This is a genomic window from Sphingomonas sp. NIC1 (genome assembly GCF_001638925.1).
Classification (GTDB): Bacteria; Pseudomonadota; Alphaproteobacteria; order Sphingomonadales; family Sphingomonadaceae; genus Sphingomonas; species Sphingomonas aquatilis.
The window spans coordinates 2,611,834-2,635,336 of the sequence record NZ_CP015521.1 but is presented as its reverse complement, the minus strand read 5'-3'; the positions used below and the strand labels follow the sequence as shown (position 1 = coordinate 2,635,336).

The 23,503-nt window shown below is 67.8% G+C and carries 22 protein-coding genes and 1 other RNA gene; 9 read left to right on the top strand and 14 right to left on the bottom strand.

What is annotated here, in order from left to right:
• Positions 1 to 111: 111 nt before the first annotated feature.
• A complete protein-coding gene (locus tag A7E77_RS12435; RefSeq protein ID WP_053111684.1) occupies positions 112 to 2,586 on the bottom strand; it encodes a PhoX family protein in 2,475 nt (824 codons plus the stop codon).
• A 582-nt stretch (positions 2,587 to 3,168) separates the two neighbouring features.
• On the opposite strand from A7E77_RS12435, the gene rplJ reads away from it, so the two are divergent.
• From rplJ to A7E77_RS12420, 3 genes are all read left to right on the top strand, one after another.
• Entirely contained in the window at positions 3,169 to 3,684 is a 516-nt protein-coding gene (gene rplJ, locus A7E77_RS12430; protein WP_017978222.1) for a 50S ribosomal protein L10, read from the top strand.
• Positions 3,685 to 3,760: 76 nt separating this feature from the next.
• Positions 3,761 to 4,138 carry a 50S ribosomal protein L7/L12 gene (gene rplL / locus A7E77_RS12425; protein WP_017978221.1) on the top strand — a complete coding sequence of 126 codons (378 nt, stop codon included), beginning with the start codon at positions 3,761 to 3,763 and terminating at the stop codon, positions 4,136 to 4,138.
• 465 nt (positions 4,139 to 4,603) lie between these two features.
• A complete protein-coding gene (locus A7E77_RS12420; RefSeq protein WP_017978220.1) occupies positions 4,604 to 5,008 on the top strand; it encodes a SufE family protein in 405 nt (134 codons plus the stop codon).
• A gap of 135 nt (positions 5,009 to 5,143) precedes the next feature.
• Here A7E77_RS12420 and A7E77_RS12415 read toward each other — a convergent pair whose 3' ends face one another.
• From A7E77_RS12415 to A7E77_RS12360, 12 genes are all read right to left on the bottom strand, one after another.
• Positions 5,144 to 5,464, bottom strand: coding sequence for a (2Fe-2S) ferredoxin domain-containing protein (locus tag A7E77_RS12415; RefSeq protein ID WP_053111637.1), 321 nt, complete (start codon positions 5,462 to 5,464; stop codon positions 5,144 to 5,146).
• Positions 5,449 to 5,988 carry a J domain-containing protein gene (locus A7E77_RS12410; RefSeq protein WP_017978218.1) on the bottom strand — a complete coding sequence of 180 codons (540 nt, stop codon included), beginning with the start codon at positions 5,986 to 5,988 and terminating at the stop codon, positions 5,449 to 5,451. The genes A7E77_RS12415 and A7E77_RS12410 overlap by 16 nt, the downstream gene beginning before the upstream one ends.
• Positions 5,989 to 6,035: 47 nt before the next feature.
• Positions 6,036 to 8,003: a hypothetical protein gene (locus A7E77_RS12405; RefSeq protein ID WP_063688303.1), complete on the bottom strand. Its 1,968-nt coding sequence runs from the start codon at positions 8,001 to 8,003 to the stop codon at positions 6,036 to 6,038.
• A 47-nt stretch (positions 8,004 to 8,050) separates the two neighbouring features.
• Positions 8,051 to 8,415: RNase P RNA component class A (gene rnpB / locus A7E77_RS12400), an RNA gene on the bottom strand.
• A gap of 10 nt (positions 8,416 to 8,425) precedes the next feature.
• Entirely contained in the window at positions 8,426 to 9,115 is a 690-nt protein-coding gene (locus tag A7E77_RS12395) for an N-acetylmuramoyl-L-alanine amidase (RefSeq protein WP_017978217.1), read from the bottom strand.
• Positions 9,116 to 9,173: 58 nt separating this feature from the next.
• Complete coding sequence (locus A7E77_RS12390; protein ID WP_053111635.1) at positions 9,174 to 10,079, bottom strand: CheR family methyltransferase; 906 nt, start codon at positions 10,077 to 10,079, stop codon at positions 9,174 to 9,176.
• Positions 10,076 to 11,194, bottom strand: coding sequence for a chemotaxis protein CheB (locus A7E77_RS12385; RefSeq protein ID WP_053111683.1), 1,119 nt, complete (start codon positions 11,192 to 11,194; stop codon positions 10,076 to 10,078). Before A7E77_RS12385 ends, A7E77_RS12390 begins: the two co-directional genes overlap by 4 nt.
• A gap of 47 nt (positions 11,195 to 11,241) precedes the next feature.
• Positions 11,242 to 11,607: a response regulator gene (locus A7E77_RS12380; protein WP_017978214.1), complete on the bottom strand. Its 366-nt coding sequence runs from the start codon at positions 11,605 to 11,607 to the stop codon at positions 11,242 to 11,244.
• A gap of 68 nt (positions 11,608 to 11,675) precedes the next feature.
• Positions 11,676 to 12,101 carry a chemotaxis protein CheW gene (locus tag A7E77_RS12375; protein WP_043059908.1) on the bottom strand — a complete coding sequence of 142 codons (426 nt, stop codon included), beginning with the start codon at positions 12,099 to 12,101 and terminating at the stop codon, positions 11,676 to 11,678.
• Positions 12,101 to 14,392: a chemotaxis protein CheA gene (locus A7E77_RS12370; protein WP_053111634.1), complete on the bottom strand. Its 2,292-nt coding sequence runs from the start codon at positions 14,390 to 14,392 to the stop codon at positions 12,101 to 12,103. Before A7E77_RS12370 ends, A7E77_RS12375 begins: the two co-directional genes overlap by 1 nt.
• A 78-nt stretch (positions 14,393 to 14,470) precedes the next feature.
• Positions 14,471 to 15,115 (bottom strand): histidine phosphotransferase family protein, encoded by a 645-nt coding sequence (locus A7E77_RS12365; RefSeq protein ID WP_053111633.1) that lies wholly within the window; start codon positions 15,113 to 15,115, stop codon positions 14,471 to 14,473.
• A gap of 190 nt (positions 15,116 to 15,305) precedes the next feature.
• Entirely contained in the window at positions 15,306 to 15,710 is a 405-nt protein-coding gene (locus A7E77_RS12360; RefSeq protein WP_053111632.1) for a Mov34/MPN/PAD-1 family protein, read from the bottom strand.
• A gap of 20 nt (positions 15,711 to 15,730) precedes the next feature.
• On the opposite strand from A7E77_RS12360, the gene A7E77_RS12355 reads away from it, so the two are divergent.
• From A7E77_RS12355 to mtgA, 4 genes are all read left to right on the top strand, one after another.
• On the top strand, positions 15,731 to 16,678 hold the full coding sequence (locus A7E77_RS12355) for an RluA family pseudouridine synthase (protein ID WP_017978209.1): 948 nt from the start codon (positions 15,731 to 15,733) through the stop codon (positions 16,676 to 16,678).
• Positions 16,679 to 16,741: 63 nt separating this feature from the next.
• Complete coding sequence (gene rpoH, locus A7E77_RS12350) at positions 16,742 to 17,644, top strand: RNA polymerase sigma factor RpoH (protein ID WP_017978208.1); 903 nt, start codon at positions 16,742 to 16,744, stop codon at positions 17,642 to 17,644.
• Position 17,645: 1 nt separating this feature from the next.
• Positions 17,646 to 19,043 carry a flavin monoamine oxidase family protein gene (locus tag A7E77_RS12345; RefSeq protein WP_053111631.1) on the top strand — a complete coding sequence of 466 codons (1,398 nt, stop codon included), beginning with the start codon at positions 17,646 to 17,648 and terminating at the stop codon, positions 19,041 to 19,043.
• A 9-nt stretch (positions 19,044 to 19,052) separates the two neighbouring features.
• A complete protein-coding gene (gene mtgA / locus A7E77_RS12340; protein WP_053111630.1) occupies positions 19,053 to 19,736 on the top strand; it encodes a monofunctional biosynthetic peptidoglycan transglycosylase in 684 nt (227 codons plus the stop codon).
• A 117-nt stretch (positions 19,737 to 19,853) separates the two neighbouring features.
• Here mtgA and A7E77_RS12335 read toward each other — a convergent pair whose 3' ends face one another.
• Positions 19,854 to 20,819, bottom strand: coding sequence for a threonine/serine dehydratase (locus A7E77_RS12335; RefSeq protein ID WP_173581528.1), 966 nt, complete (start codon positions 20,817 to 20,819; stop codon positions 19,854 to 19,856).
• 139 nt (positions 20,820 to 20,958) lie between these two features.
• Between A7E77_RS12335 and A7E77_RS12330 the strand changes: the two genes are divergently transcribed.
• Together A7E77_RS12330 and A7E77_RS12325 are read left to right on the top strand one after the other, a co-directional pair.
• The gene (locus A7E77_RS12330; RefSeq protein WP_173581525.1) at positions 20,959 to 22,200 is read left to right on the top strand and encodes a type III PLP-dependent enzyme; all 1,242 of its coding nucleotides are present in this window, start codon (positions 20,959 to 20,961) and stop codon (positions 22,198 to 22,200) included.
• A 118-nt stretch (positions 22,201 to 22,318) separates the two neighbouring features.
• Positions 22,319 to 23,401, top strand: a complete 1,083-nt coding sequence (locus A7E77_RS12325) for a 1,9-bis(guanidino)-5-aza-nonane synthase (RefSeq protein ID WP_053111627.1) — start codon at positions 22,319 to 22,321, stop codon at positions 23,399 to 23,401.
• Positions 23,402 to 23,503: the final 102 nt, after the last annotated feature.

Below are 23,503 nucleotides of genomic sequence, written 5' to 3'. Positions count from 1 at the left end.
CTGCTATGCCGCGCCAGTCTTTAACGGGAGGTTCCCGACACGGGTCGAAAGCGGACTTTTTTTGAAGGCAGCGACCGCGGGTGGTCGTCACCCGCGGTCGCGCCGGTCCGATTACAGGCCGATGATGCCGCCATCCGTCTTGGTGATGACGATCGTCGCCGAGCGCGGACGACCGGTGCCGGTGCCGGTCGCTTGGCTCTGCGGCCAGTTGCTGGTGATGTTGGTCGGACCGCCGTTTTCGCCCGGATGCTGGATGTTGACGAACAGCGTCCGGCCGTCCGGCGTCGAATCGATGCCCGTGATCTCGCATTGCTTTGGGCCAACCAGGAAGCGTTTCAGCGACGTGCCCGGCGCCTTGCCGATGCGCGTCGTCTGGCTGGCGGTGACGCCGTTCAGGCTGTTGGTGATCGTCCGCGTGCCGCCATCGCCGACGGTGCCGGGGATCGCGGCGAGCATCATGCAATTGGTGACGTCGGTATAGGCGCCGTCGTCGGTCTGGATCCACATCAGCGGCGTCCCCTGCCCCGCGACGTTGCTGGGCCGGGCGAACCACAGGCCGTCCGGCGACGAGAAGTCGTTCGTCGCGTCGAGGTTCGACAGGTTGATGTTGGCGGGGTTAAGGTCCGCGCCCGCGCCGAAAGCGTAGATATCCCAGGTGAAGCTCGTCGCCTCGCTGGTGTCGCCGGTTTCGCGCAGGCGGATGACGTGGCCGTTGGGGTTGCCGTTGGTCTGGCCGCCGGTCGTCTTGGGATCGCTATAGGCGCGCGGATTGGCGGCATCGGTGTTGGCCGCGGTGCGCGACGAATTGTTGGTCAGCGTCAGGTACATCTGGCCGTTGACCGGGTTGACCGCCGTCCATTCGGGACGATCCATCTTGGTCGCGCCCAGCGCGTCGCCAGCCAGGCGGGCATGGGTCAGCACATCGGCCTGATCGGCGAAGGCATAGGCCGCATTTCCCGCGGTCAGCGGCCCCTGCCCGAACACCAGCGGCAACCACTGGCCGCTGCCGTCCGCGTTGAGCTTGGCGACGTACAGCGTGCCGCTGTCGAGATATTTGTCGCCGATTGCCAAGCGGTTGCTCGCGGTGGCGTCGGCATCGGACCAGGGCGTCGCGGAGACGAACTTGTAGAGATATTCGTTCTGCGCATCGTCGCCCATGTAGAAGGCCGGGCGGATGCCGGCGATGGTGCGGCCGACGACGCAGCCTTCGTGGTTCATGCGGCCGAGCGCGGTGCGCTTGCGTGGGGTCGACGACGGGTCGAACGGGTCGATTTCGACGATCCAGCCATATTGATTGGGCTCATTGCGGAAATCCTGCGTGCCGTCGGCCGCCTTGGTCGGGTCGATCGTCGCGTTGAACTTGGCGACGCGGGTCGTGTCGCCCGAGGTCGGCGCGTCGGAGAAGGTCCAGCGATAATTGCCGGCGCGTTCGCTGAGGCCGTAGCGCGAGAAAGCGGTGACCGACTTCGCCCCCACCGCGGCGGCGCGGCGCGTGTTGTCGCCCGAATCGCGGCGGAAATAGCCCGCCCAATTCTCTTCCGCGGTCAGATAGGTGTTCCACGGCATGCGACCGTTGGCGCAATTGTTGATCGTACCGCGACCGGTGCGGCCGTTGGTCGCATAGGCCGTGTAGAGCAACGCGCTGCCGGCGACCGGCCCCGAGAAGCTGGTCGGCGTGAACGGCGTGATGCGGCGGTTGAAGCTGCTGGTGCTGCTGTAGCTCCAGGCGCTGGTGCCGCGCGTGATCTCGATCACGCTGACGCCATGGCACTCCATCTCCTTCAGCACCTCGGCGGTCGGGCGGACGCCCGACGACAGGTTGGTCGGGCCGTTGGGGTGCAGATAGCTTTCGGTGATATTCTCGTGGTTCATCACCAGCAGGCCGCGGCTGCTGTTGCTCGCGTCCGGCGTGGTGCCGCTGGCGGCGAGGCCGAAATAGCTCATGCCGTCGTGATGGTCGCCCGCGCGCGCCGAGAAGGTCGTGTCGCTGCCGTCATTGGCATAAGCGCCGACGCTGCCGTTGATCGGATCGCCGAGGCGGTAGAGGACGGCCACCTGATAGCCCGAGGGCACCGCGACGACGTCGGCCAGGCTCTTGGACACCGCCGTGAAGTCGAGGATCGCGGGCGCGACGGTGACGCTGGTGTCGGCGATCGAGCGGATGCCATCCGACGAGGTGCTGGCAAACTGAAAGCCGAGGACGGTGCTCTGCGTCACCGCGGGTGCGGTAAAGGTGGCGGTGCCGGTCGAATTGGTGCTCAGCGCGACCGTCGGGCCGCTCGTCTGCGTCCAGCCCGTGCTGCTCGCCGTGCCGCTGGTGACGGTGCCGACCAAAGTCACCGTCTTGCCGCTGGTGGTGCTGGTGGCGTCGCCCGCGGTCACCGTCGTCGCGCGGCGGGTGTCGTCCTTGTCGCAGCCCGCCAGCATCGCGCCGCCGAACACCGCCATGCTCATCGCGGACAGGCCACCGCGCAGCGTCTGGCGGCGCGAATAGCGGAGCGCAATCAGATCATTGATGTGGCCGTTCGCGCTGACATTGGTATCGATGTCGCCATCGTCATAGCCGATGGCCGGCTGGTCGAGCATGGTCATGATGGAATTCCCCCTTGATCGCGGCCCGTTGGCCGGCGGTGCGGTCCCCATTTTGGCGGGGGAAAGCGGCAGGGGGATTGCGATCGGATGACGGCTGGATGAAACGCAAGTGACGGATTGAAGACACGCACCCCCCCCCCGCCAGGGGGAGGTGGCAGCCGGCAGCGCTGTCGGAAGGGGGCGGTCGGCGATGGTCTTTGCGACGGGGGGACATTGTTTCCCTCCCCCTCCACCACTCGGCTTGCGCCGAGCGGTCCCCCTCCCCCTGGCGGGGGAGGAATTGATGGCCCGATTGACTCGGCCCGTATTTCCGCTATGTGCGCGGCCTTGCCGGCGGGTTCGCCCGTCGTGCATCCGTCCAAGACAGCAGGTGCTGCGGAATATGCCGCGGCTTAATGTCCTGCCGAGACGGGGACAGGAATTTGACGGACCGGTCGGGCGATAGCCTTGCGTCGGTCTGCTACACCTTCACGGGTGCCCTTCCCCATCGATGGACAACCCCGGCCGGGGTTCTCCCCTGCCGGTTTGTAACCGGGAGGGCCGCTTCGCGTGGCCTTCTCAAACGTGGAGAATGGCATGGATCGTGCTCAAAAGGCCGCGGCCGTTGCCGAGTTGAATCGCACCTTTTCCGAGGTCGGCGTGGTGGTTGTCACCCGCAACAACGGAATGACGGTGGCGCAGTCCACGCGACTGCGCAATCTGATGCGTGATGCCGGCGCGACCTACAAGGTCTCGAAGAACAAGCTTGCCAAGATCGCACTCGATGGCACCGACTATGGCGCGCTGGGCGATATGCTCACCGGCCCGGTCGGCCTTGCCTCCTCGGTCGATCCGGTCGCCGCAGCCAAGGTTGCGGTCGAATTCGCGAAGACGAACGACAAGTTCGAAATCGTGGGCGGATCGATGGGCGCGACGGCTCTCGACGTAGCCGGTGTGCAGGCGCTCGCCACCATGCCGTCGCTGGACGAACTGCGTGCGAAGATCGTGGGCCTCATCGTTGCTCCGGCAACGAAGCTCGCGACGATCACCCAGGCTCCCGCGGCGCAGATCGCGCGCGTGCTGTCGGCCTATGCCGAGAAGGAAGCCGCCTGATCTTTCAGGCGCTTGGCCTCAAGCGATTGTGTGAACGACACTCCGGGGCGATGCCCCGAACTATGAAGGAAGTACCATGGCAGACCTGAACGCGCTCGTTGAGAGCCTGAGCGAACTGACCGTCCTCGAAGCCGCTGAGCTGTCGAAGATGCTCGAAGAGAAGTGGGGCGTTTCGGCCGCTGCGGCTGTTGCCGCTGCTCCGGCTGCTGGCGGTGGCGCTGCCGCTCCGGCCGCTGAAGAGAAGACCGAGTTCGACGTGATCCTGACCGGCGACGGTGGCAAGAAGATCAACGTCATCAAGGAAGTCCGCGCGATCACCGGCCTGGGCCTGACCGAAGCGAAGGCTCTCGTCGAGGGCGCGCCGAAGCCGGTCAAGGAAGGCGTGAACAAGGACGAAGCCGAGAAGATCAAGAAGCAGCTCGAAGAAGCTGGCGCGACCGTCGAGCTGAAGTAAGCCGCAGGATCGGGGTCCGCTTGCGCGGCCCCGATCCAAGGCCGGCCGGCGGCACCTCGCGTGCCGTCCGACGTCATGGGATTTACTCCCATGACGGCCGACCGAAGCGACAGATCAAGGGCGGCCCCCGCAAGGAGGCCGCCCTTTTTCGTGTTTGTGCAAGACCATCCGCACGGGCACAGTGCCCCTCGCGACTCCCAGCGCACACCTTGGCGGGATCGCTTCGGAAGACCTTTACGTCATGCCGGACGTGTTTCGGCATCCGCGGTTTCGCAAGCAACGAAGCGCCCCCTTGCGGCCCGGTGGACCCCGGAACAAGTCCGGGGTGACGGCTTGATGGACGCAAACGAGGCGCCCCCCCAAAGAGGTCTCGCATCCCCTGCGATGACGGTTGGCCTGGACCGCATAAGCCCGCTGAGACGAGCCCGGTTGCCCCGCCCCGCCCCCACCTGTACCGCGCGTGCCATGACCAGCCTCGCCGACCTTCGCGACGAATACGACTTCTTGGATGCCGACGATCGCTATCGGCTGCTGATCGACCTCGGTCGTGCGCTCGAACCGATGCCGGATGCGCTGAAGACGGAGGCGACGCTGGTGCGCGGCTGTTCGGCGTCGGTGTGGGTCTATCCGACGCGGCGCGACGACGGCACGCTGCATTTCCTGGCGGACAGCAATGCTGCGATCACCAAGGGGATCATCGCGCTGGTTCTGCTGACGGTGCAGGATCGCGCGCCGGGCGATATCCTGGCGACCGATATCGAGGGCGAACTGGCGTCGTTCGACCTCAAGAACCAGCTGAGTTCGAACCGGACGCAGGGCATCCCGAACATGATCGCGCTGATCCGCGAGACGGCGGCGCGGTACGTTTGAACGCCCACGCCGTCACCCCAGACTTGGTCTGGGGTCCACCGGGCCGCTAGGGGACGTTCACGCCTCAAGCCGTCCCCCTCGCCGCGGAGTGGACCCCGGAACGAGTCCCGGGTGACGGGGCGTGTGGGGCGACCGTCAGCGCGCCTCGGGCTGCGGCGCGAGGCGCGCCGCCAGTTCCGCCACGTCGGCGCCCTGCGGCACCACCAGCCAGCGGTGCGGATCGCGGCCATCGATCAGCGCCACCGCACCGCGCGGGCATACCCCTAGGCAGCGCGTTTCCACCACGCCGAGCGGCGCCTTGCTCCCCTTCTTCAGCCCCAGGATCTTGCGCAACACCTTGGCGAGCGGCGTGCGACCCTTCTTGCCGAAGCCGCCGTCGATCTTCTTCGAGCATTTGCCGCAGACCAGGACCGCGCCGGACCAGGCGCTGGGGACGTGCTTCAGCTGGGGCGCCACTCGCGCCGCTCCTCTGCCGTTCGCAAGACCTCATAAGCCGCCTGCACCGCCTGGAACCGCACCGCGGCATCAGCATCGCCGGGCCGGACGTCGGGGTGGTTCGCCTTGGCCAGGCGGCGCCAGGCCGCCTTCACCGCATCGAAATCGGCGTCGCTGTCCAGCTCCAGCGCCTCCAGCGCGCGCATCTCGTCGCGCGAACGGCTGCCGTCGCCGGGGCCGCCCCAGGCATAATGGCTGGCATTGGCATAGCCCGATGCGGTGCGGCTTTCCGATGCCTCGCGCTGGGCGGCTTCCTCGGCCGACAGACCTTCGAAGTAATTCCAGCCGCGATTGTATTCGGCGGCATGCGCTTCGCAGAAATACCAGCGATCGGGGCTGTTGGGCGACTTGGGCGCAGGACAATTGCCCGGCGCGTCGCAGCCGTGCCGATCGCACAGGCGTACCGTGGTCGCCTCGCGCGACGAGCCGTAGCCGCGCCAGCGGGGAAAGCCCCAGTCGTTCGAACGGGTGGGATTACGCGCCATCCCCGCCCACATAAGCGCTGGGCGGCGGCGCGCAACCGCCGCGGCAATCAGTGCCTAGACGGCAGCAGGAACCGGACCTGCCGCGTCGCCGCACCGCATGCGAGAGCGCCGGCCGGGCGATAGGTCTTCGAAAAGACGAAGCTCTTGGCCGTCGCATTGCCGGCCTGGGTGAAGATGAACGGAGGATAGGACACGATCACGCGCGGCGCGACGACGGCGCCATCGGCCGCGATGTCGAACTGCGTCCGCGTCCAGCCCTCGAAACCCCAGGACATCGCTTCCTCGGGGAAGGTGCCGCCGGCATGGCGCAGCTGCGGCGCATCGCCGACCAGCGCGCATTGATTGGCGGACAGGCCGCTCTGGGCGAAAGCGTCCTTCGCGGCGACCGCATCGCCCCGCGCCTGGGCCAGCGACGCCAGGCGGATCAGCGCGCCGGTCCGTAGCGCGTCGTGCTCGCCGAGCGCCTGATCCTTGACCACCTGATCCAGCAGCGCCGCCCGCCGGTCGCTGCGCGGTTCCTCCTTGTCGCCCAGGAGCAGCCGGATCGCGGCGCGCGCCTGCGGATTGTCGGCATAGGGTGGCTGGTCGAGCAGCGGCGCCACGACGCGACGGTAGGCAGAGGCGCCCCAGATATCCGCGCGGCTGTTGGTGCGTTCTTCGAGCGCGAGGCCCAATTGGCCCGTCACGGGCGCCTTGGCCCCCTGCGCGATCTTTAACGCCTCCTCGGCGAAGGCCTGCTTTTCCTCACGCGGGACCACCGGCGACCGGATCAGCGCCACCAGCGCGACGAGGCGCGGCAAGCCTTCGGGCGCCGCCGCCAGCGCCGCGCGTTCGCCGGCAAGCGCCTGAGCCGGGTTCTCCGGTTCTTCCGGCACCGGCTGTCCCTGGGCGCGGAGCCATTCGGTCAGCGTCGTCATCAGTCCGTCGCCGATCGACGGCCGCGGAAAGGCGAGGTTGCAGCGCAGCTCGACGCGGACGTTGTAGCGCAGGAACGACGGAATCGCCTTGACCTGCTCGACGCTCCACGACCAGCTCCGTGCGGCCTGGGCGAAGGCGAGCGCAACCGCGCCGCCGCCCTCTGCGTAGATCGGTTCGGCCAGCAGCACCGTTCCGTCGTCCCGGATCGAGAACTGCACGATCGCCATGTCCTGCGGCTTCAATCCGGCCTCGCCGCCGCAATCGGGCGGCATCATCGCCGCGCCCGGATCGAAATTGCCGTCGGGCACGCGGCCCGCGCCGGTCATCGCCATATAGCGGCGGGCCTCGTCCTTCCGACCCGACAGCAGCAGGGCGAGCGCGGCGGTCGAGCGGGCAGCGGCATCGCGCAGATCGGTCTTGTTGGTCAGGCCGCCCAAGTCCTTCACCGCATCCATCGCCTGCGCCGTCGCGGTCGGCAGGTCGTGGCGGTTGAGCGCCAGCACGGCCTTGGCTGAGGCAAAACTCGCCAGCACCTCCTTGTCGGGCTTCACCTGCGCCAGCTGCGCATCGGCGCGCGCCGCCGCCGCCGCGGCCGCCGCCGGATCGGTGAAGGTCGCGGTCCGGATTTGGCCGAGCAGCGCCGCGAGCTTATCGGTCGGGTTCGTCGCCTGCGTTTCCGCCTGGGCGTAGAAGGACGCCGCGCTGGCGTAATCGAGCGTCCGATGCGCGACATGCGCAAGGTTGGTGTAGGCCGAATAGCGATCGTCGCGCAGCGACGCGTCAGTCGCCGGCAGCAGCGCAAGTCCGCGGCGCGCGGCAGCGACCGATTCGTCGCTGCGGTTCATCGCATCCAGGACAACGCTTTTGCGGACCAGCACCAGCCCGAGATTGCGTGGTCGGTCCGCGACCCGCTTTTCCAGAGCCTCCCACGCGGCAAGCGCGGCGGCCCGATCGGTGCCGCTCGACAAGGCCGTCGCGGCTTCAAAATCCTGCTGCACCGTGCGCGGCTCCGCCGGGCGCTGTGGCGTCTGCTGTGCCTGACCGATGCTGCTCGCGGCCAGCCCCAGCGCCGCGATTGCGGCCATCCGTCCCTGCATGTCGTCACTCCCCCACTCGGGGTGCATCCTGACCGCAGTGGGAGATAAACGCCAGAGGGTCTGTAAGCCGGGTTCTGTCCATCCCCGAAGGGACTGGGCGACCATTCCTCTAGGACGACGCTTGCGTGCCGCCTCCAGCAACCAACCCGGACGACGAGCTGAAACGAAGCCCCTGTGCCGTCCCTATTCGGTTTTGCTCCCGGTGGGGTTTGCCGTGCCGCTTCCGTTACCGGTCGCGCGGTGCGCTCTTACCGCACCCTTTCACCATGACCGTCCCGAAGGAGTGGCCGTCTGCTCTCTGTGGCACTGTCCCTGGGGTCGCCCCCGCCGGGCATTACCCGGCACCGTCGTTTCGCGGAGCCCGGACTTTCCTCGCGTGCCCGAAAGCACCCGCGGCCGCCCGACCCTCTGACCGGGCCTCTCTACTCATCCCCCTGCGGTTTGGGAAGCAATAGCGCGAGCAGGATCATACGGCATTCCGCATCGATCTCGCCATCGATCAGTTCGGGGCGGAAGCGGCGCTGGAACGCCATGATCGCCGCCATCGGATCGGTGACGTCATAGCCGAAGCGTTCCAGCGCGAGCAGGAAGCCCGCCTGCGTCCACATCGGGTCGAGCAGATTGCGCGTCGGCCGGGGCAGCGCGAGCCGCAGCCGGGCGAGCCGGTGCCAGGGGAACAGTTCGCCCGGGTCGCGCTTGCGCACCGGCGCCACGTCGGAATGGCCGACGATATTGCCGCGGGTGATGCCGTGGCGATCTTTGATGTCCGCGACGAGAGGCAGCAGTGCCTCGATCTGCGCCTCCGGGAACGGGCGATAGCCCCATTCATGCCCCGGATTGACGATCTCGATCCCGATGCTCGCCGAATTGACGTCGGTGATGCCGCGCCAGTGCGATGCGCCGGCATGCCAGGCGCGATGCTCCTCGGCGACGAGGCGGTGGAGCGTACCGTCCTCGTCGAGCAGATAATGCGACGAGACCTTGGCCTCGGGATCGCACAGGCGCGCGCGCGCGGAGGCGGCATCCTGCATGCCGGTGTAGTGCAGCACGATCATGCTGATCGGCAGCGTCCGCTCGTCGAAGTTCGGCGAGGGCGTGTCGAGACGGTCCATGGCGATGCACGTTAGCCGAGCCGTACGCGTGAGGTAAGAGGGGCTGGACGATCCGCGGTCAGGCGCCGCCGCGGCCCTGGGCTGCGCCGGCGATGCCGCCGTCGGACGTCGGCACGGCCGACCGTTCGTAGAAGCCCCGCAGCGTCCGGCTCGGCTGGAACAGCTGCGTCTGGCCGATTACCGTTTCCCCCGCTCCCAGCACCAGCAGGCCATCGGGGCGCAGCGCGTCGGCGAAGGTGCGGAAGACCGCCTGCTTGGTTTCGGGCGACAAATAAAGCAGCACGTTACGGCACAATATGACGTCGAACGCGCCCGCCGGCGGGCGGTCGGCGACCAGATTGTGCTGCCGGAACATGACGCGGCGGGCAAGGTCGGGCTTGATCGTCCATTCCCCGCCCTCGCCATCGAACCAGCGCATCAGCTGGCGAATCGGCAGGCCGCGCTGGATCTCGAACTGCGTGTATCGGCCGGCCCGGGCGCGGGCGAGCGCGAGGTCGGATACGTCGGTCGCGAGGATTTCGGGCATGGGGGCGCCCGCCTCCGCCCGCTCGGCGAACAGCATCGCCAGCGACTGCGGCTCCTGCCCAGTCGCGCAGCCGGCGCACCAGATGCGCGCACGGTGGCCGCGTCGTTCGGCCGCGGCCACCGCCTCGACAACGAGGTCGAAGATCGGCGCATCGCGGAAAAACGAGGTTTCCTGGTTGAGCAGCGCGTCGACCACCTCGTCGGCCAGCGGGCGATCGCGCCCCTCGCGCAGCAGCGCCACGAGCTGGTCGAGCGTCCCGAGCCCGCGATCGCGCATCAGCGATTTCAACGCCGTGTCGATCCGCCAGGATCGATAGCTGGCGATCCGCTGGCCCGTCCGCGCTTCGAGCAACGCGCTGAACATCTGCAATGTCGCGGGCGATACGGTGCTGCCGGCCACGGGCGGGCGCACCGCGGTCGCGCGCGACGGGGCGATCATGGCCGCTGTCCGGCGGCGGCGAACAGGCCGATATCGCGTGGCGACAGGACGACATCCGCATGGCCCGCTTGCACGATGGTGCCTGGCATGCCCCACACGACCGAGCTGATCCGGTCCTGCACGATCACGCTGCCTCCCGCCTCATGCACCGATCGCGCGCCATCGGCGCCGTCGCGGCCCATGCCGCTCAGCACGATGGCGAGCACGCGGGCCCCGAAGATGTCGGCGAGCGACGCCAGCATCGGATCGACCGACGGCATGCAGCCGCTGTCGCTCGGCTGGTCGGTCAGGCGCACCGCGGCCGACCCGTCGGGCAGGCGGACGCAGCGCATATGCGCATCGCCCGGCGCCACGATGATCCGTCCGGGGCGCACGCGCATCCGGTCGCAGGCGACATCGCACGGCCGGCCGCCGATCACCGCGAGCTGCGCCGCGAAATAGGGCATGAAGGCCGCGGGCAGATGCTGCGTGACCAGGATCGGCAGGCGGAATTCAGCCGGTATCGCCCGCAGCAATTCGCTGAGCGCATGGATACCGCCGGTCGAGGCGCCGATCGCCACCACGTCGTAATCCGCCGCGGCCGTGGCGAGCGGGACGGTCACGCCCTTCGCATCGCGTACGGCTGCCGGCGTGCGGATCGCCAACGCCGGGGGACGCTCGTCGACCGCGGCGGACGCGGGGTCGACGGCCAGCAGCCGATCGATCTTGCCAAGCAGCGATTCGCTGAACTGGGTGATGCGCTGGCCGGCCTCGGGCTTGAACAGCGTGTCGATCGCGCCCGCGTCGAGCGCCTGCTGCGCGACGTCGCTGCCCGTGTTCAGCGCGCCCGAGACGACCAGCACGTGCGCCGCGTTGCTGGCGGCGAGCAGCGCCGGCAGGGCGGTGAGGCCATCGGTGTCGGGCAGGTTGATGTCGAGCAGGATCAGGTCGATCCGTTCCCGCGCCAGCGCCGCCAGGCCCGCCGCGATCGTGCTGACGCTGGCGACGACGACATAGCGGCCGCTGGCGGTGACGATCCGCTCCATCACCGCACGCGTGACGGCCGAATCGTCGACGATCAGGATGCGCGGCAGCGGCCGGGGCGGCGCTGCGGGACTGTCGTCCTCCGCCTGCACGTCGTCACGCAAAGGTTGGGGAAGCGGCGCCATGCACCCGGACCGGCTCAGGCGAGGCCGACGATCTGGAGCTTGGATTCGAGCGTGTCGCGGTCGAACGGCTTCATCACATATTCGTCCGCACCGGCGTCGATCGCCGCGCGGATGTAGGCCATGCCGTTCTCGGTGGTGCAGAACACGACCTTGGGTCGCGAGGGGATCGCCGATTCGCGCAACGCGCGCAGGAAATCCATCCCGCTCATCACGGGCATGTTCCAGTCGAGCAGGATCACGTCAGGGGCAGACGCCAGGCAGGCGTCGAGCGCCTCACGGCCGTCGCAGGCCTCCGTCACGGTAAAGTCCAGCGTTTCCAGAATGTGCCGGGCCACCTTGCGGATCACCTTCGAATCGTCGACGACGAGGCAGGTCTTCATGGATACGCCTTTTCACGAAGGAAGTGTTCGTTCTGATGCCTGTGTGACAGGCAAGGGTAAGCGGGCCGTTAAGCCGCCACCGCCTGTTGCGGAACAATCGCCGCGAGATCGACGATCAGCAGCGCCTCGTCGTCGCGTTCGATCAATCCGACGCCTACCCGCGCCCAGCCGCGATCGAGGGCGAGCCCAGGAGAGAGCGACTGGCGATCGAACAGCGCGACATCGTCGAGCGAGTCGACCAGCACCGCATAATCATGGCCATCCACCCGCGTGATCACCGCGCGCCGCGCATGAACGGGCATCGGCGCGAGGCCGAGCGCGGTGCCCGTGTCGATCACCGTCACCACGCGGCTACGCAGCGCGACCAGCCCGCGGATCGCGCGCGCGGTGCGCGGCACGGCGACCGTTTCGGCGATGTCGACCACCGAATCGATCTGCGACGTGGCGATCGCGACGCCGCGGCCGGCGATCTGGGCGATCAGGAACAGCTCCATCATCCTTCCCCCACCGCGCGCGCCAGCGCATCGAACAAGGCCGACCGGTCGTAACGATAGATGCCCTCGCCCACCCCCGGGTCGCGCCGCAGCCGCACGACATTGCGCGCGACGGCCGGCGCGACGGGTCGATCGTCCATCACCAGCGCGACGTCGACCGGCACGTCGGCCGGCGGCTGGGTGACGCAGCGATAGCCCGCCGCATCCAGCATCGGCCGCAGGAAGGTTTCCATCCAGCCGCTGCCATCCCCTTGCAACAGGCACAGACGCGGTTCGGCCGGTCGCAGCGCTTCGCCCGCGAACAGCGCATGCGCGTCGAGCAATTCCACCTGTTCGCCGCCGATGATCGCAACGCCGGCAACCGGCCCGCAGCCGAAGACGGGGGCGATCTGATCGGGCAGATGGACGATCTCGACCGGCTCATGGATCGCATAGGCGATCTCGGTCGAACCATCGGTCAGGCGCAGCACGGGTACTTCGCGTCGGTCGCCGAACGGGGCGACGGCCTGCAACGGCACCAGCGCCCCGCCGATCGCCAGCCGCAGCTTGCCCGCCGTCAGGCGGATCGCGTCGACCGACACCGGTTCGACGCGGTCGATCGCCGCGAGCGGCATCACGCGGCGCTGGCCGTCCAGGTCCTCGAACAACAGGGCCGGAATGGCGTCCGCGCGCGTCTCTTGGACCGGCGCCTCGTCGGCGATCAGCGTCTTGTCGAACCGCAGGCCCGCCATGGTGGCCATGCCCGATCCGTCGAGCAGCAGCATCGGCTGGCCCGAATCGGGCAGCGTCTGGCCAGCGTACAGGCCCGTCGCCATCACAGCGGGGGCCGCCGGCTTGACCACCAGATCCTCGGTATCGATCACCTGATCGATCACCAGCGCATAATCGCCGCCGCGCGTCGACACGATCGCGAGCGTCGCGGCCTGATCCTTTTCGCCGGCAAGGCCCATCAATTCGGCCAGCGACACCATCGGCAGGCGCCGCCCGCGCACGGTCGCGACCGCCGTGTCGCCGATCGTGTCGATCCGCACCGATTCGCCGCGAATGCGCAGGATTTCGTCGACCGACTGGCGCGCGATCGCGAAGCGATGATCGCCGACGCCGACGACGATCGTCGACATGATCGATAGCGTCAGCGGCACGAAGATCACGATGCTGAGCCCGCGCCCCGGCTGGCTGGACAGATGGATGCGCCCGCCTAGCTGTTCGATGTTGGCGCGCACGACGTCCATGCCGACGCCGCGCCCCGAGATCGCCGTCACCGTATCGCGACTCGACAGGCCGGGATGGAAGATGAGGTCGAGCTTGGCGGCATGATCCATCGCGGCGGCCTGGCTTGCGGTCAGGATCTTCTGCGCCTTGGCCTTTTCGACCAGTCGATCGACGTCGATGCCGCGGCCGTCGTCGGTGATTTCGACGAGGATCTGGTTGCCCGACTGACGCGCGGAGACGATCAGGCGGCCGGTGTCGCGCTTGCCCGCCGCGCGGCGATCCGCCGGCGCCTCGATACCATGGTCGACCGCATTGCGGATGATGTGGAGCAAGGGATCGCGCATCAGCTCGATCATCTCGCGATCCAGCTCGACGTCGGCGCCCTCGATGGTCAGCGCCACCAGCTTGCCGAGCTCGCCGGCGGTATCGCGCACCATGCGCGGCAAGGCGGAGAATAGAGCGTCGATCCGCTGCATGCGGGTGCGGGTGACCGTATCGCGCATGTCCGAGACGGTCAGCGACAGGCGCTCCAGTGCCGCCTCGACCAGCGGGTCGTTATCGACATCGCGCAGCCGCCGCGCGAGTTCGTTGCGGGCGAGCACCATGTCGGACATGCCGCTCATCATCCGGTCGAGCAGGTCGACGTTCAGCCGGACGGAGCGGGAGCCGACTCGCGGCTGGTGCGCCGCCTGCACTAACGCGACCGGCTGCGCATCCTCCGCCAGCGCCGCGATCAGCAGGTCCTCGCCCGTATCGTCCAGCGCTTCGCCGCCATCGATCGCCTCGACGATGTCACCGATCCGGTCGACGATCGAGAGGACGGCATCGACCAGCGCGGTATCCGGCGTCCGGCGGCCGTCGCGCACCGTCGCCAGCGCATCCTCGGCGGCATGGCTCAGCCGGGCGAGGCGCGGAAGGTCGAGGAAGCCGCAGCTGCCCTTCACCGTGTGGACGAAGCGGAAGATCGCATCCAGCCGCGCGCGATCGCCCGGATCCGCTTCCCACGCGACGATCTCGCCCGACAAAGCGTCGAGCGTCTCGCGGGTTTCAGCGATGAATTCCTGCAGCAGGTCGTCCATGGGTCCCCGGGCGATAGTCGCGTGGGGTCATGGCGGATGAGGGGTTAAGAGCGCGTTTACTGCGGCTCCCGACTCCGATCAGCCGTTCGGAAAGGCAACGCCGAAGATCATGACATTCTCGGCCGGTTCGCTGACCAGCACCGTGCCGCCGGCCTGCGCGGCAAGCGTGTGGACCAGATAGGCGGCGGCGGCGCGCGGGGTGACGCCTTCGGCTCCCTCACCGTCGGTCAGCGTGCGGCGCAATTCGGGGTCGAGGATGATCCGCGGCCCCTCGATCTTGACCACGATCTCCAGCTGCCCGCCATTGTCTTCGCCGCCGACATCCAGCGTGCCACCGCGCACCAGCGCCTCGCTGGCGATCAGGGCGAGGTTGAGCATCACCTTCAGCGCGGACTTGGGCAGCGTCTCCGTTTCCACCCACCAGTTGAACTGCGTGCGCTTGTTGTCGGCAAGCAGGCCCTCGATCGCGGTCTTCGCCTCGCGCGCGTCGACCTGTTCGCCGAACCCGCCGGCGGCACCGAAGGCGAGGCGGAAGAATTTGAGCTTGTTGGCGGATACGCGCGCGCTCTCGCTGAGCAGCTGAAAGACGCGGGTGCGCATCTCGGGATCGTTCTCGTCGCCGAGCAGCTCCAGCCCGTTGTTGAGCGCGCCGACCGGCGACAGCAGGTCATGGCACAGGCGCGAGCAGAGCAGGCTCGCAAAATCGATCGGGCTGACGGACATGGGTATCCCCTGAAGTATCGCTCTGATGTGGCGGGGATGAGTCACGGGTGCAAGCGGCATGCTTCGCCCTCTCCCTTCGTCATTCCGGCGAACGCCAGAATCCATGGATACGGTGGGGAAGCGGTGGGGCGCAGCATCGGCCGCGTGCGTCCATGGATTCCGGCGTTCGCCGGAATGACAAAAAAAGGGGTCAGCGGAAAACGTTCAGCGCCACCGCCTCGAACCGCCCCTCGACCGGCCCATCCTCCACCGCCCGCCACGCGCGCAGTGCGCCACCCGCCGCGATCAGCCACAGCATGCCGTCCGGCGCGGCGCTCGCGGCGTCGCGCGGCGAGGGGCTGGCCTCGCCAGAGGGGTGCGAATGATACCAGCCGACGATCGCGGGCGCGCCGTTCCGTGCCGCTCGGTGCGCCGCCAGCAGAGCGGCGGGGTCGATCTCGAACCAGCGAGAGGGATCGGCGGCGACGTTGCGGCACGGCTGCACCGCCGCGATCGCATCGGCCGTGCCGAACAGCAGGCCGCACACCTCTTCGTCCGGCGACGCGGCCGCAGCGCGCAGGATTTGGCGGGCAAGGTCGCTTGCAATCGTCACCATCGTTCCCACATCGTTACGGTATGGACCGGGGGGTTTCCATCCTTGAAGCGACGATCGCGCCTGCCGCCGATGGCTGGCGGCTCGACCGTGCGCTCGCCGATGCGGTGCCGACGCTGTCACGCGAGCGGCTGAAGGTGCTGATCGCCAGCGGCGCGGTGACTCGCGACGGCGTGATGGTGCGCGATCCCGCCAAGCGGGCGAGCGCTGGGGATCGGCTGAACGTCGCGGTGCCCAATCCGACGCTGCCGCACAACGAGGCGCAGGATATCCCCCTCGTCATCGCTTACGAAGACGAACATCTGATCGTGATCGACAAGCCCGCCGGCCTCGTCGTCCACCCAGCGGCGGGCAATCTCGACGGCACATTGGTCAACGCTTTGCTCCACCATTGCCAGGGCAGCCTGTCGGGCATCGGCGGCGTCGCGCGGCCGGGGATCGTCCACCGAATCGACAAGGATACCAGCGGTCTGATGGTGGCCGCCAAGACCGATCGCGCGCATGAGGGTCTGGCGCGCCAGTTCCACGACCACAGTATCGACCGCCGATATCGCGCGATCGTCGGCGGGCGGCCGCGACCGGCGGAGGGCAAGGTCGACGCCCCCCTCGCCCGCTCGGCAACCAACCGTAAGAAGATCGCGATCGTTCAGGGCGGCAAGCGCGCCGTGACGCATTATCGCACGATGGAGCTGCTGCGCGACGCGGCGCTGGTCGAATGCCGGCTGGAGACGGGACGCACGCATCAGGTCCGCGTTCACATGGCCTCGATCGGGCACGCCTTGCTGGGCGACCCGGTCTATGGTAGAACAAAGGGTGCTCAAAAAGCGCTTCTCGAAACCCTCGGTTTCCGCCGCCAGGCCTTGCACGCGGCACATCTGGGGTTCATCCATCCGGTGAAAAGCACCGCTTTGGCGTTCGATAGCGATATGCCTGCAGACATGCAGGAACTGTTCACCGAGCTTCACGTATAGGTCCGGACCGTTCGTTGCCGCGACAGGGACGACACGCCTCCGCAAGATAAGGGAGATCAGATCATGGCAGCCCGCAGCAACGTCCCCGCGACGATACCTGCCCTCGGCGGCGAGCAGAGCCTCAACCGCTACCTCGCCGAGATCAAGAAATTCCCCATCCTGCAACCCGAGCAGGAATATATGCTCGCCAAGCGCTTTCAGGAGCATGGCGATACCGAGGCGGCGGCGCAGCTCGTCACCAGCCACCTGCGCCTCGTCGCCAAGATCGCGATGGGCTATCGCGGCTATGGCCTGCCGACGTCGGAGCTGATCAGCGAAGGCAATATCGGCCTGATGCAGGGCGTGAAGAAGTTCGAGCCCGATCGGGGCTTCCGCCTCGCCACCTATGCGATGTGGTGGATCCGCGCATCGATCCAGGAATATATCCTGCGCTCGTGGAGCCTCGTGAAGATGGGCACCACGGCGGCCCAGAAGAAGCTGTTCTTTAACCTGCGACGCATGAAGTCGAAGCTCGACGCGTTCGAGGACGGCGACCTGCGTCCCGAACACATCACCAAGATCGCGACCGATCTGGGCGTCGCCGAAAGCGATGTCGTCAGCATGAACCGGCGCATGGCGATGGGCGGCGACACGTCGCTCAACGTCTCGATGCGCGAAGATGGCGAGGGCCAGTGGCAGGACTGGTTGCAGGACGATGCGCCCTTGCAGGACGCGGTCGTCGCCGACGCGCAGGAGGCGGATGTCCGTCACGACATGCTCGTCAGCGCGATGGACGACCTGAACGACCGCGAAAAGCACATCCTGACCGAGCGGCGCCTGACCGACGATCCCAAGACGTTGGAAGAGCTGAGCCAGGTGTACGGCGTGTCGCGCGAGCGCGTGCGCCAGATCGAGGTGCGGGCGTTCGAGAAGCTGCAAAAGGCGATGATGCGGATCGCCGGCGAAAAGCGCCTGATCGCGGCCTGAGGTGAGCGTGCCGGCCGGCCTGACCGTCGTCGTCGGCGGCGGCGCGGCCGGCATCGCCGCGGCACGGGCGCTACACGACGCGGGTGCCGAAGTATTGCTGGTCGAGGCGGGCGATCGCCTCGGCGGCCGCGCGCACAGCCTGCGGTTGCCGCTCGATGGGAGCGCGGCCTTAGCCCCACTCACGCCGTCACCCCGGACTCGTTCCGGGGTCCACCGGGCCGCGGGGGGATCGTTCGAGCCACGAGACACCCCCCACGCCGCCAAGTGGACCCCGGAACAAGTCCGGGGTGACGAACGAATTGGGTCGAAGGGTTCCGTCACCGTCGACGCCGGCTGCGGCTGGCTCCACTCCGCCAAGCGCAATCCCTGGACCCGGATCGCCGAGGCCGCCGGCGTCACCATCGACCGATCGTCCCCCAACTGGGGCGTCCAATGGCGCGACCTGGCATTTCCCCCTGACGAACAACGCGCGTTCGGCGAAGCCTACGACCGGTTCGAAACCGCCGCGCATACCGCACTCGACGGCCCAGACCGGCCGCTGTCGGACTTCGTCGCTACGGACGACCCGTGGCGGCCGATGATCGACGCCATCTCGGGCTACGCCAATGGCGCGCCGCTGGGCCGCGTGTCGCTCCACGACTGGGCGGCGTACGAAGATGCAGCGACCGAGGACAATTGGGCGCTGCCCGCAGGATATGGCACGCTGATCGTCGGTCATGCGCGGGGCGTGCCGGTGAGGCTCGACACGCCGGTCACGCGGATCGATCATCGCGGGACAAGGATCCGGCTCGACACGCCTGCGGGGACGATCGAGGCGGCGCGGGTCATTCTCGCGCTACCCACGACGGCGTACGACGGACTCGTCTTCGACCCGCCGCTGCCCGACAAGCAGCATGCCGCGGCGAACCTGCCGCTCGGCCTCGCCGACAAGGTCTTCCTCGCCGTCGACACGCCCGAGTGGCTGGCGCATGCCCACCTGACCGGCAACCCGCACAGCGCCTGCACCGCCAGCCACCGCCTGTCGCCGTTCGGGCTGCCGATTATCGAAAGCTTCTTCGGCGGCGCCTGCGCGGAAGCGATGGCGGACGAGCGGGCCGCGATCGACTTTGCGATTCGTGAGCTGGTCGCTTTGCTGGGCAGCGACTGGCGGCGGCGGCTGCAGCCGCTCGGTGCGACGCGCTGGCGGGACGCGGCGCATATCCACGGCAGCTACAGCCATGCGGCGGTCGGCCATGCGGGGGCGCGGGCAGCGCTGGCGGCGCCCGTCGACGACCGGCTGTTCTTCGTCGGCGAGGCCTGTTCGGCCCACGACTTTTCGACCGCGCATGGCGCCTACCAGACGGGCATCGACGCCGCGGCCGCGATCCTGGGCTTGATGCCGGAGCGCCCCGCCCCGTAAAGCGCGGCGATGAGCCGCGTCCTCCGTATCCTGCTGAAAGCCGTGCTGGCGTTCGTCATCGTGTCGGTGCTGATGGTCGGCATCTTCCGCTTCGTGCCCGTGCCCTTCACCTGGACGATGATGGGCGACCTGCTCGGCGGCCGCAGCGTCACCAAGCAATGGATGCCGCTGTCGGAGATGGATCCGGACATGGCGCGCGCAGCCATCGCAGGCGAAGACGCGCGCTTTTGCTCGCACCATGGCTTCGACTGGAAGGGGATCGCCAGCGCCGCCTACAGCAACGCGCAGGGCAAGCGCCTGCGCGGCGGGTCGACGATCAGCCAGCAGACGGCGAAGAACGTGTTCCTGTTCCAGGGCGGCGGCTATGCGCGCAAGGCGCTGGAGGCTTATTTCACCGTCCTGATCGAGACCCTGTGGGGCAAAAGGCGGATCATGGAGGTCTACCTCAACGTCGCCGAGACGGGGATCGGCACCTATGGCGCGGATGCCGCCGCGCTCCGCTATTTCAACCATGACGCCACCCACTTGTCGCCGACCGAGGCGGGCCGGATCGCCGCGGTGCTGCCGCTCCCCAAGAAACGCGCCGCGATCGACCCGCGCGGCTTCGTGCGGCGGCACGGCAATGCGTTGGCGCGCTATGTCGGCGTGGTGAAGCGCAACGGGTTGGATAGCTGCCTCGGCAAGGGGTTCTGAGGCTTTACCGTTCGCCCTGAGCCCGTCGAAGGGCGGGGCGCCCCGAGCGACCTCACCCGTGTGGCACGCCGTGCTTCGACAGGCTCAGCACGAACGGCTTCAAGACGACTGCAGCGGTCAGCGGCCCGCGATCGCCCGCGCATAGGCATCGATGTCCACGTTGCCGCCCGACAGGATCACCAGCAGCCCTGGCTCCACGGCGACCTTCCCCGCCAGCACCGCGGCCAGCCCGACGGCGCCGCCCGGCTCGACCACCAGCCGCAAATGCTCCGCCGCCCAGCGTTGCGCGGCCGCGGTCTCCGCCTCGCTGACCGCGACGCCGGTCGCATCGCGGCGGGCCAGCACGTCAAAGGTCAGCGGCGACACGCGCGTCGTCTGGAGCGCATCGCAGGCGGTCGGCGGCGGGTTGGGGCCGACCGGCTCGATCCATGACGCCTCCAGGCTGCGGCGCATGTCGTCCCAACCCTCGGGCTCCACGACGGTGATCGCCGCATCCTTCAGGGCGAGCGCCAGCCCCGTGGACAAGCCCCCGCCCCCACACGGCACCACGACGCGGCGCGGCGCGCCCAGGCCAAGCGCCGCCATCTGCGCCTCCGCCTCGATCCCCGCACTCCCCTGCCCCTCGATCACCCAGGGATCGTCGAAACTCGGAACCAGCGTCGCGCCGCGCGCTTCCGCCAGCCGTGCGGCAATGGCCTCGCGGCTTTCCGTCGCCCGGTCGTAACGGACCACCTCCGCCCCGAGAGCCAACGTGCCCTCCAGCTTCGCACGCGGCGCGTCGGCCGGCATCACGATCGTCGCCGGCATCCCCAGCCTCTTCGCCGCCCAGGCGATTCCCTGCGCATGGTTGCCGCTGGAGAAGGCGACGACGCCGCGGGCACGCGATTCCGCGTCCAAGGCGGTCAATCGGTGCCAGGCGCCGCGGATTTTGAACGCGCCGATCGGCTGTAGGGATTCCGCCTTGAAGGCGACCTTCATCCCCTTGATTTCATGCACATAAAGCGGCGTTGGCGGCAGGATGCGCGCAATCTTTTCGGCCGCGTCCCGCACCCCCGCCCGCGTCGGCTGTCGCAAAATCGTCACTTTTCGTCCTTTCGTGCGATCAGCCACTTTACATGCAGGCCAAGCAACCATAGATCGCGCCTCCGCTGCCCCATGGGACTTCCAACCGCAAGGCAGCTTTTGTCACCGTATGCCGTAAGGCAATTGGAGGTCCCTTGAATTGGCCAAGCACCATAGCGCGCTGGGGTTAGCGCCCCTCTCGACCGCCCGTTCCTCCGTTCTCGGTGGGGGCATCGACATCGCCCAGAGTCGCCCGGTCGATCCGGTGACGCTCGTCCGTCCGCACGCCGCTGCGCGGGCCGCCCGATTCTTCGTCGAGAAGTTTCCGGGGCGTCCGATGTATGCGGTGAAGGCGAACCCGACGCCCGCGTTGCTCCAGATCCTGTGGGACAACGGCATCACGCATTACGACACCGCGTCGATCGCGGAAGTGCGCCTGGTGAAGACGACGCTGCCAGACGCCACCTGCTGCTTCATGCACCCGGTGAAGTCGGAAGAGGCGATCGCCGAGGCGTATTTCGTCCACGGCGTGAAGACCTTCTCGCTCGATTGCCTGGAAGAGCTGGCGAAGATCGTGCGTGCCACGCAGGGCGCGACCGACCTGACGCTGTGCGTGCGCCTGCGCGTCTCGTCCGAATATGCCAAGCTGAGCCTCGGTTCGAAGTTCGGCGTCGGCCAGTCGGAGGCGAAGGAGCTGCTGATCGCGACCCGTCAGGTAGCGGACGCACTTGGCATCTGCTTCCACGTCGGCAGCCAGACGATGTCGCCGGATGCCTATTCGAACGCGATGGAGCGGGTGCGCGCGGCGATCGTCGATGCGGCGGTGACGGTCGACGTCATCGACGTCGGCGGCGGTTTCCCCTCGGCCTATCCCGGCATGACCCCGCCGCCGCTGGAGCGTTTCTTCGAGACGATCCACCGCGCATTCGAGAGCCTGCCGGTCAGCTATTCGGCCGAATTGTGGGCCGAACCGGGCCGGGCGCTGTGCGCCGAATATGCCTCGGTCGTGGTGCGCGTGGAGCGCCGCCGCGGGCATGAGCTGTACATCAACGACGGCGCCTATGGCACGCTGTTCGATGCGGCGCATATCGGCTGGAAGTATCCGGTGCAGCTGCTGCGCGAGCCGGAATCGGACGCGCGCGACATGGACTTCGCCTTCTGGGGTCCGACCTGCGACGATCTCGACTATATGGCCGGCCCGTTCCCGCTGCCCGCGGACACGAATACCGGCGATTATTTCGAGATCGGCATGCTCGGCGCTTATGGCCAGGCGATGCGCACCGGCTTCAACGGCTTCGGCACCGGCGACACCGTCGTCGTCACCGACGAGCCGATGCTGTCGGTCTACGCCGAGGACCGCCTCGTCGCGGAGCAGCGTGCGGGCAACGTCGTCAAGCTGTAACGCCCCTACCGTAATTGATCCTTTCCCTCCCCTCGCGCGCCCGCGCGGGGGGAGATCATTGGGTTTCCGCGTCCCCAACAGTGAATGACGACGGGTATTGGATAGCCAAAGGCGAACCATGACCGACACCCTCACCAAGACCGCAGGCGCCAACGCGCCGATCAACGACACCCGCAAGGCCGAGCTGCTGTCGAAGCAGGTCAAGCATATCGACATCAAGAGCTTCGACGCGCGCCCGATCGTCGAGGCGATGGCGGACATGAGCTTCACCAGCCGCGACCTGGGCCGTGCGACCAACATCTACAACCAGATGCTGGCCGACAAGGATTGCTCGATCTTCCTCGTCATCGCGGGTTCGACCTCGGCCGGCGGCTGCATGGACCTGTACGCCGAGCTGGTGAAGAACAACATGGTCGACGGCATCGTCGCCACCGGCGCGACCATCGTCGACATGGATTTCTTCGAGGGTCTCGGCCACAAGCACTATCAGGCGCTGGAAATCCCCGACGACGACACGCTGCGCTCGCTCTACATCGACCGCATCTACGACACGTACATCGACGAGGAAGCGCTCCAGCACGTCGACCACACGATCTTCGAGATCGCGGAATCGCTGCCGGCCGGTCCGTATTCGTCGCGCGCATTCATCCGCGAGATGGGCAAGTATCTCGTCGAGCATGGCAAGAAGGAGAACAGCCTCGTCAAGCTCGCCTACGAGCATGACGTGCCGATCTTCTGCCCGGCGTTCGTCGACAGCTCGGCCGGTTTCGGCCTCGTCAAGCATCAGGTCGATGCCGCCAAGGCGGGCAAGCCCTATGTCATGATCGACGCGGTCGCCGACTTCCGCGAGCTGACCGAGATCAAGATCGAGGCCGGCACCACCGGCCTGCTGATGATCGGCGGCGGCGTGCCGAAGAACTTCATCCAGGATACGGTCGTCTGCGCCGAAATTCTCGGCCATGACGACGTGCAGGTCCATAAGTATGCGGTGCAGATCACCGTCGCCGACGTGCGCGACGGCGCTTGCTCGTCCTCGACGCTGCAGGAAGCGGCGAGCTGGGGCAAGGTGAATACCGGCATCGAGCAGATGGTGTTCGCGGAAGCGGGCAGCGTGATGCCGCTGCTGGCGTCCGACGCCTATCACCGCGGCCTGTGGAAGGACCGTCCGGTCCACCGCTGGGGCAAGCTGTTCGACAAGTAAGTCGGGCCTGCGGGCTGAACGATGAGGGCGCCCCGGATCGAACCAGGGCGCCCTTTTGTTTTCCGGAGCCAACCCCCAACGCCCGTTCACCCTGAGCTTGTC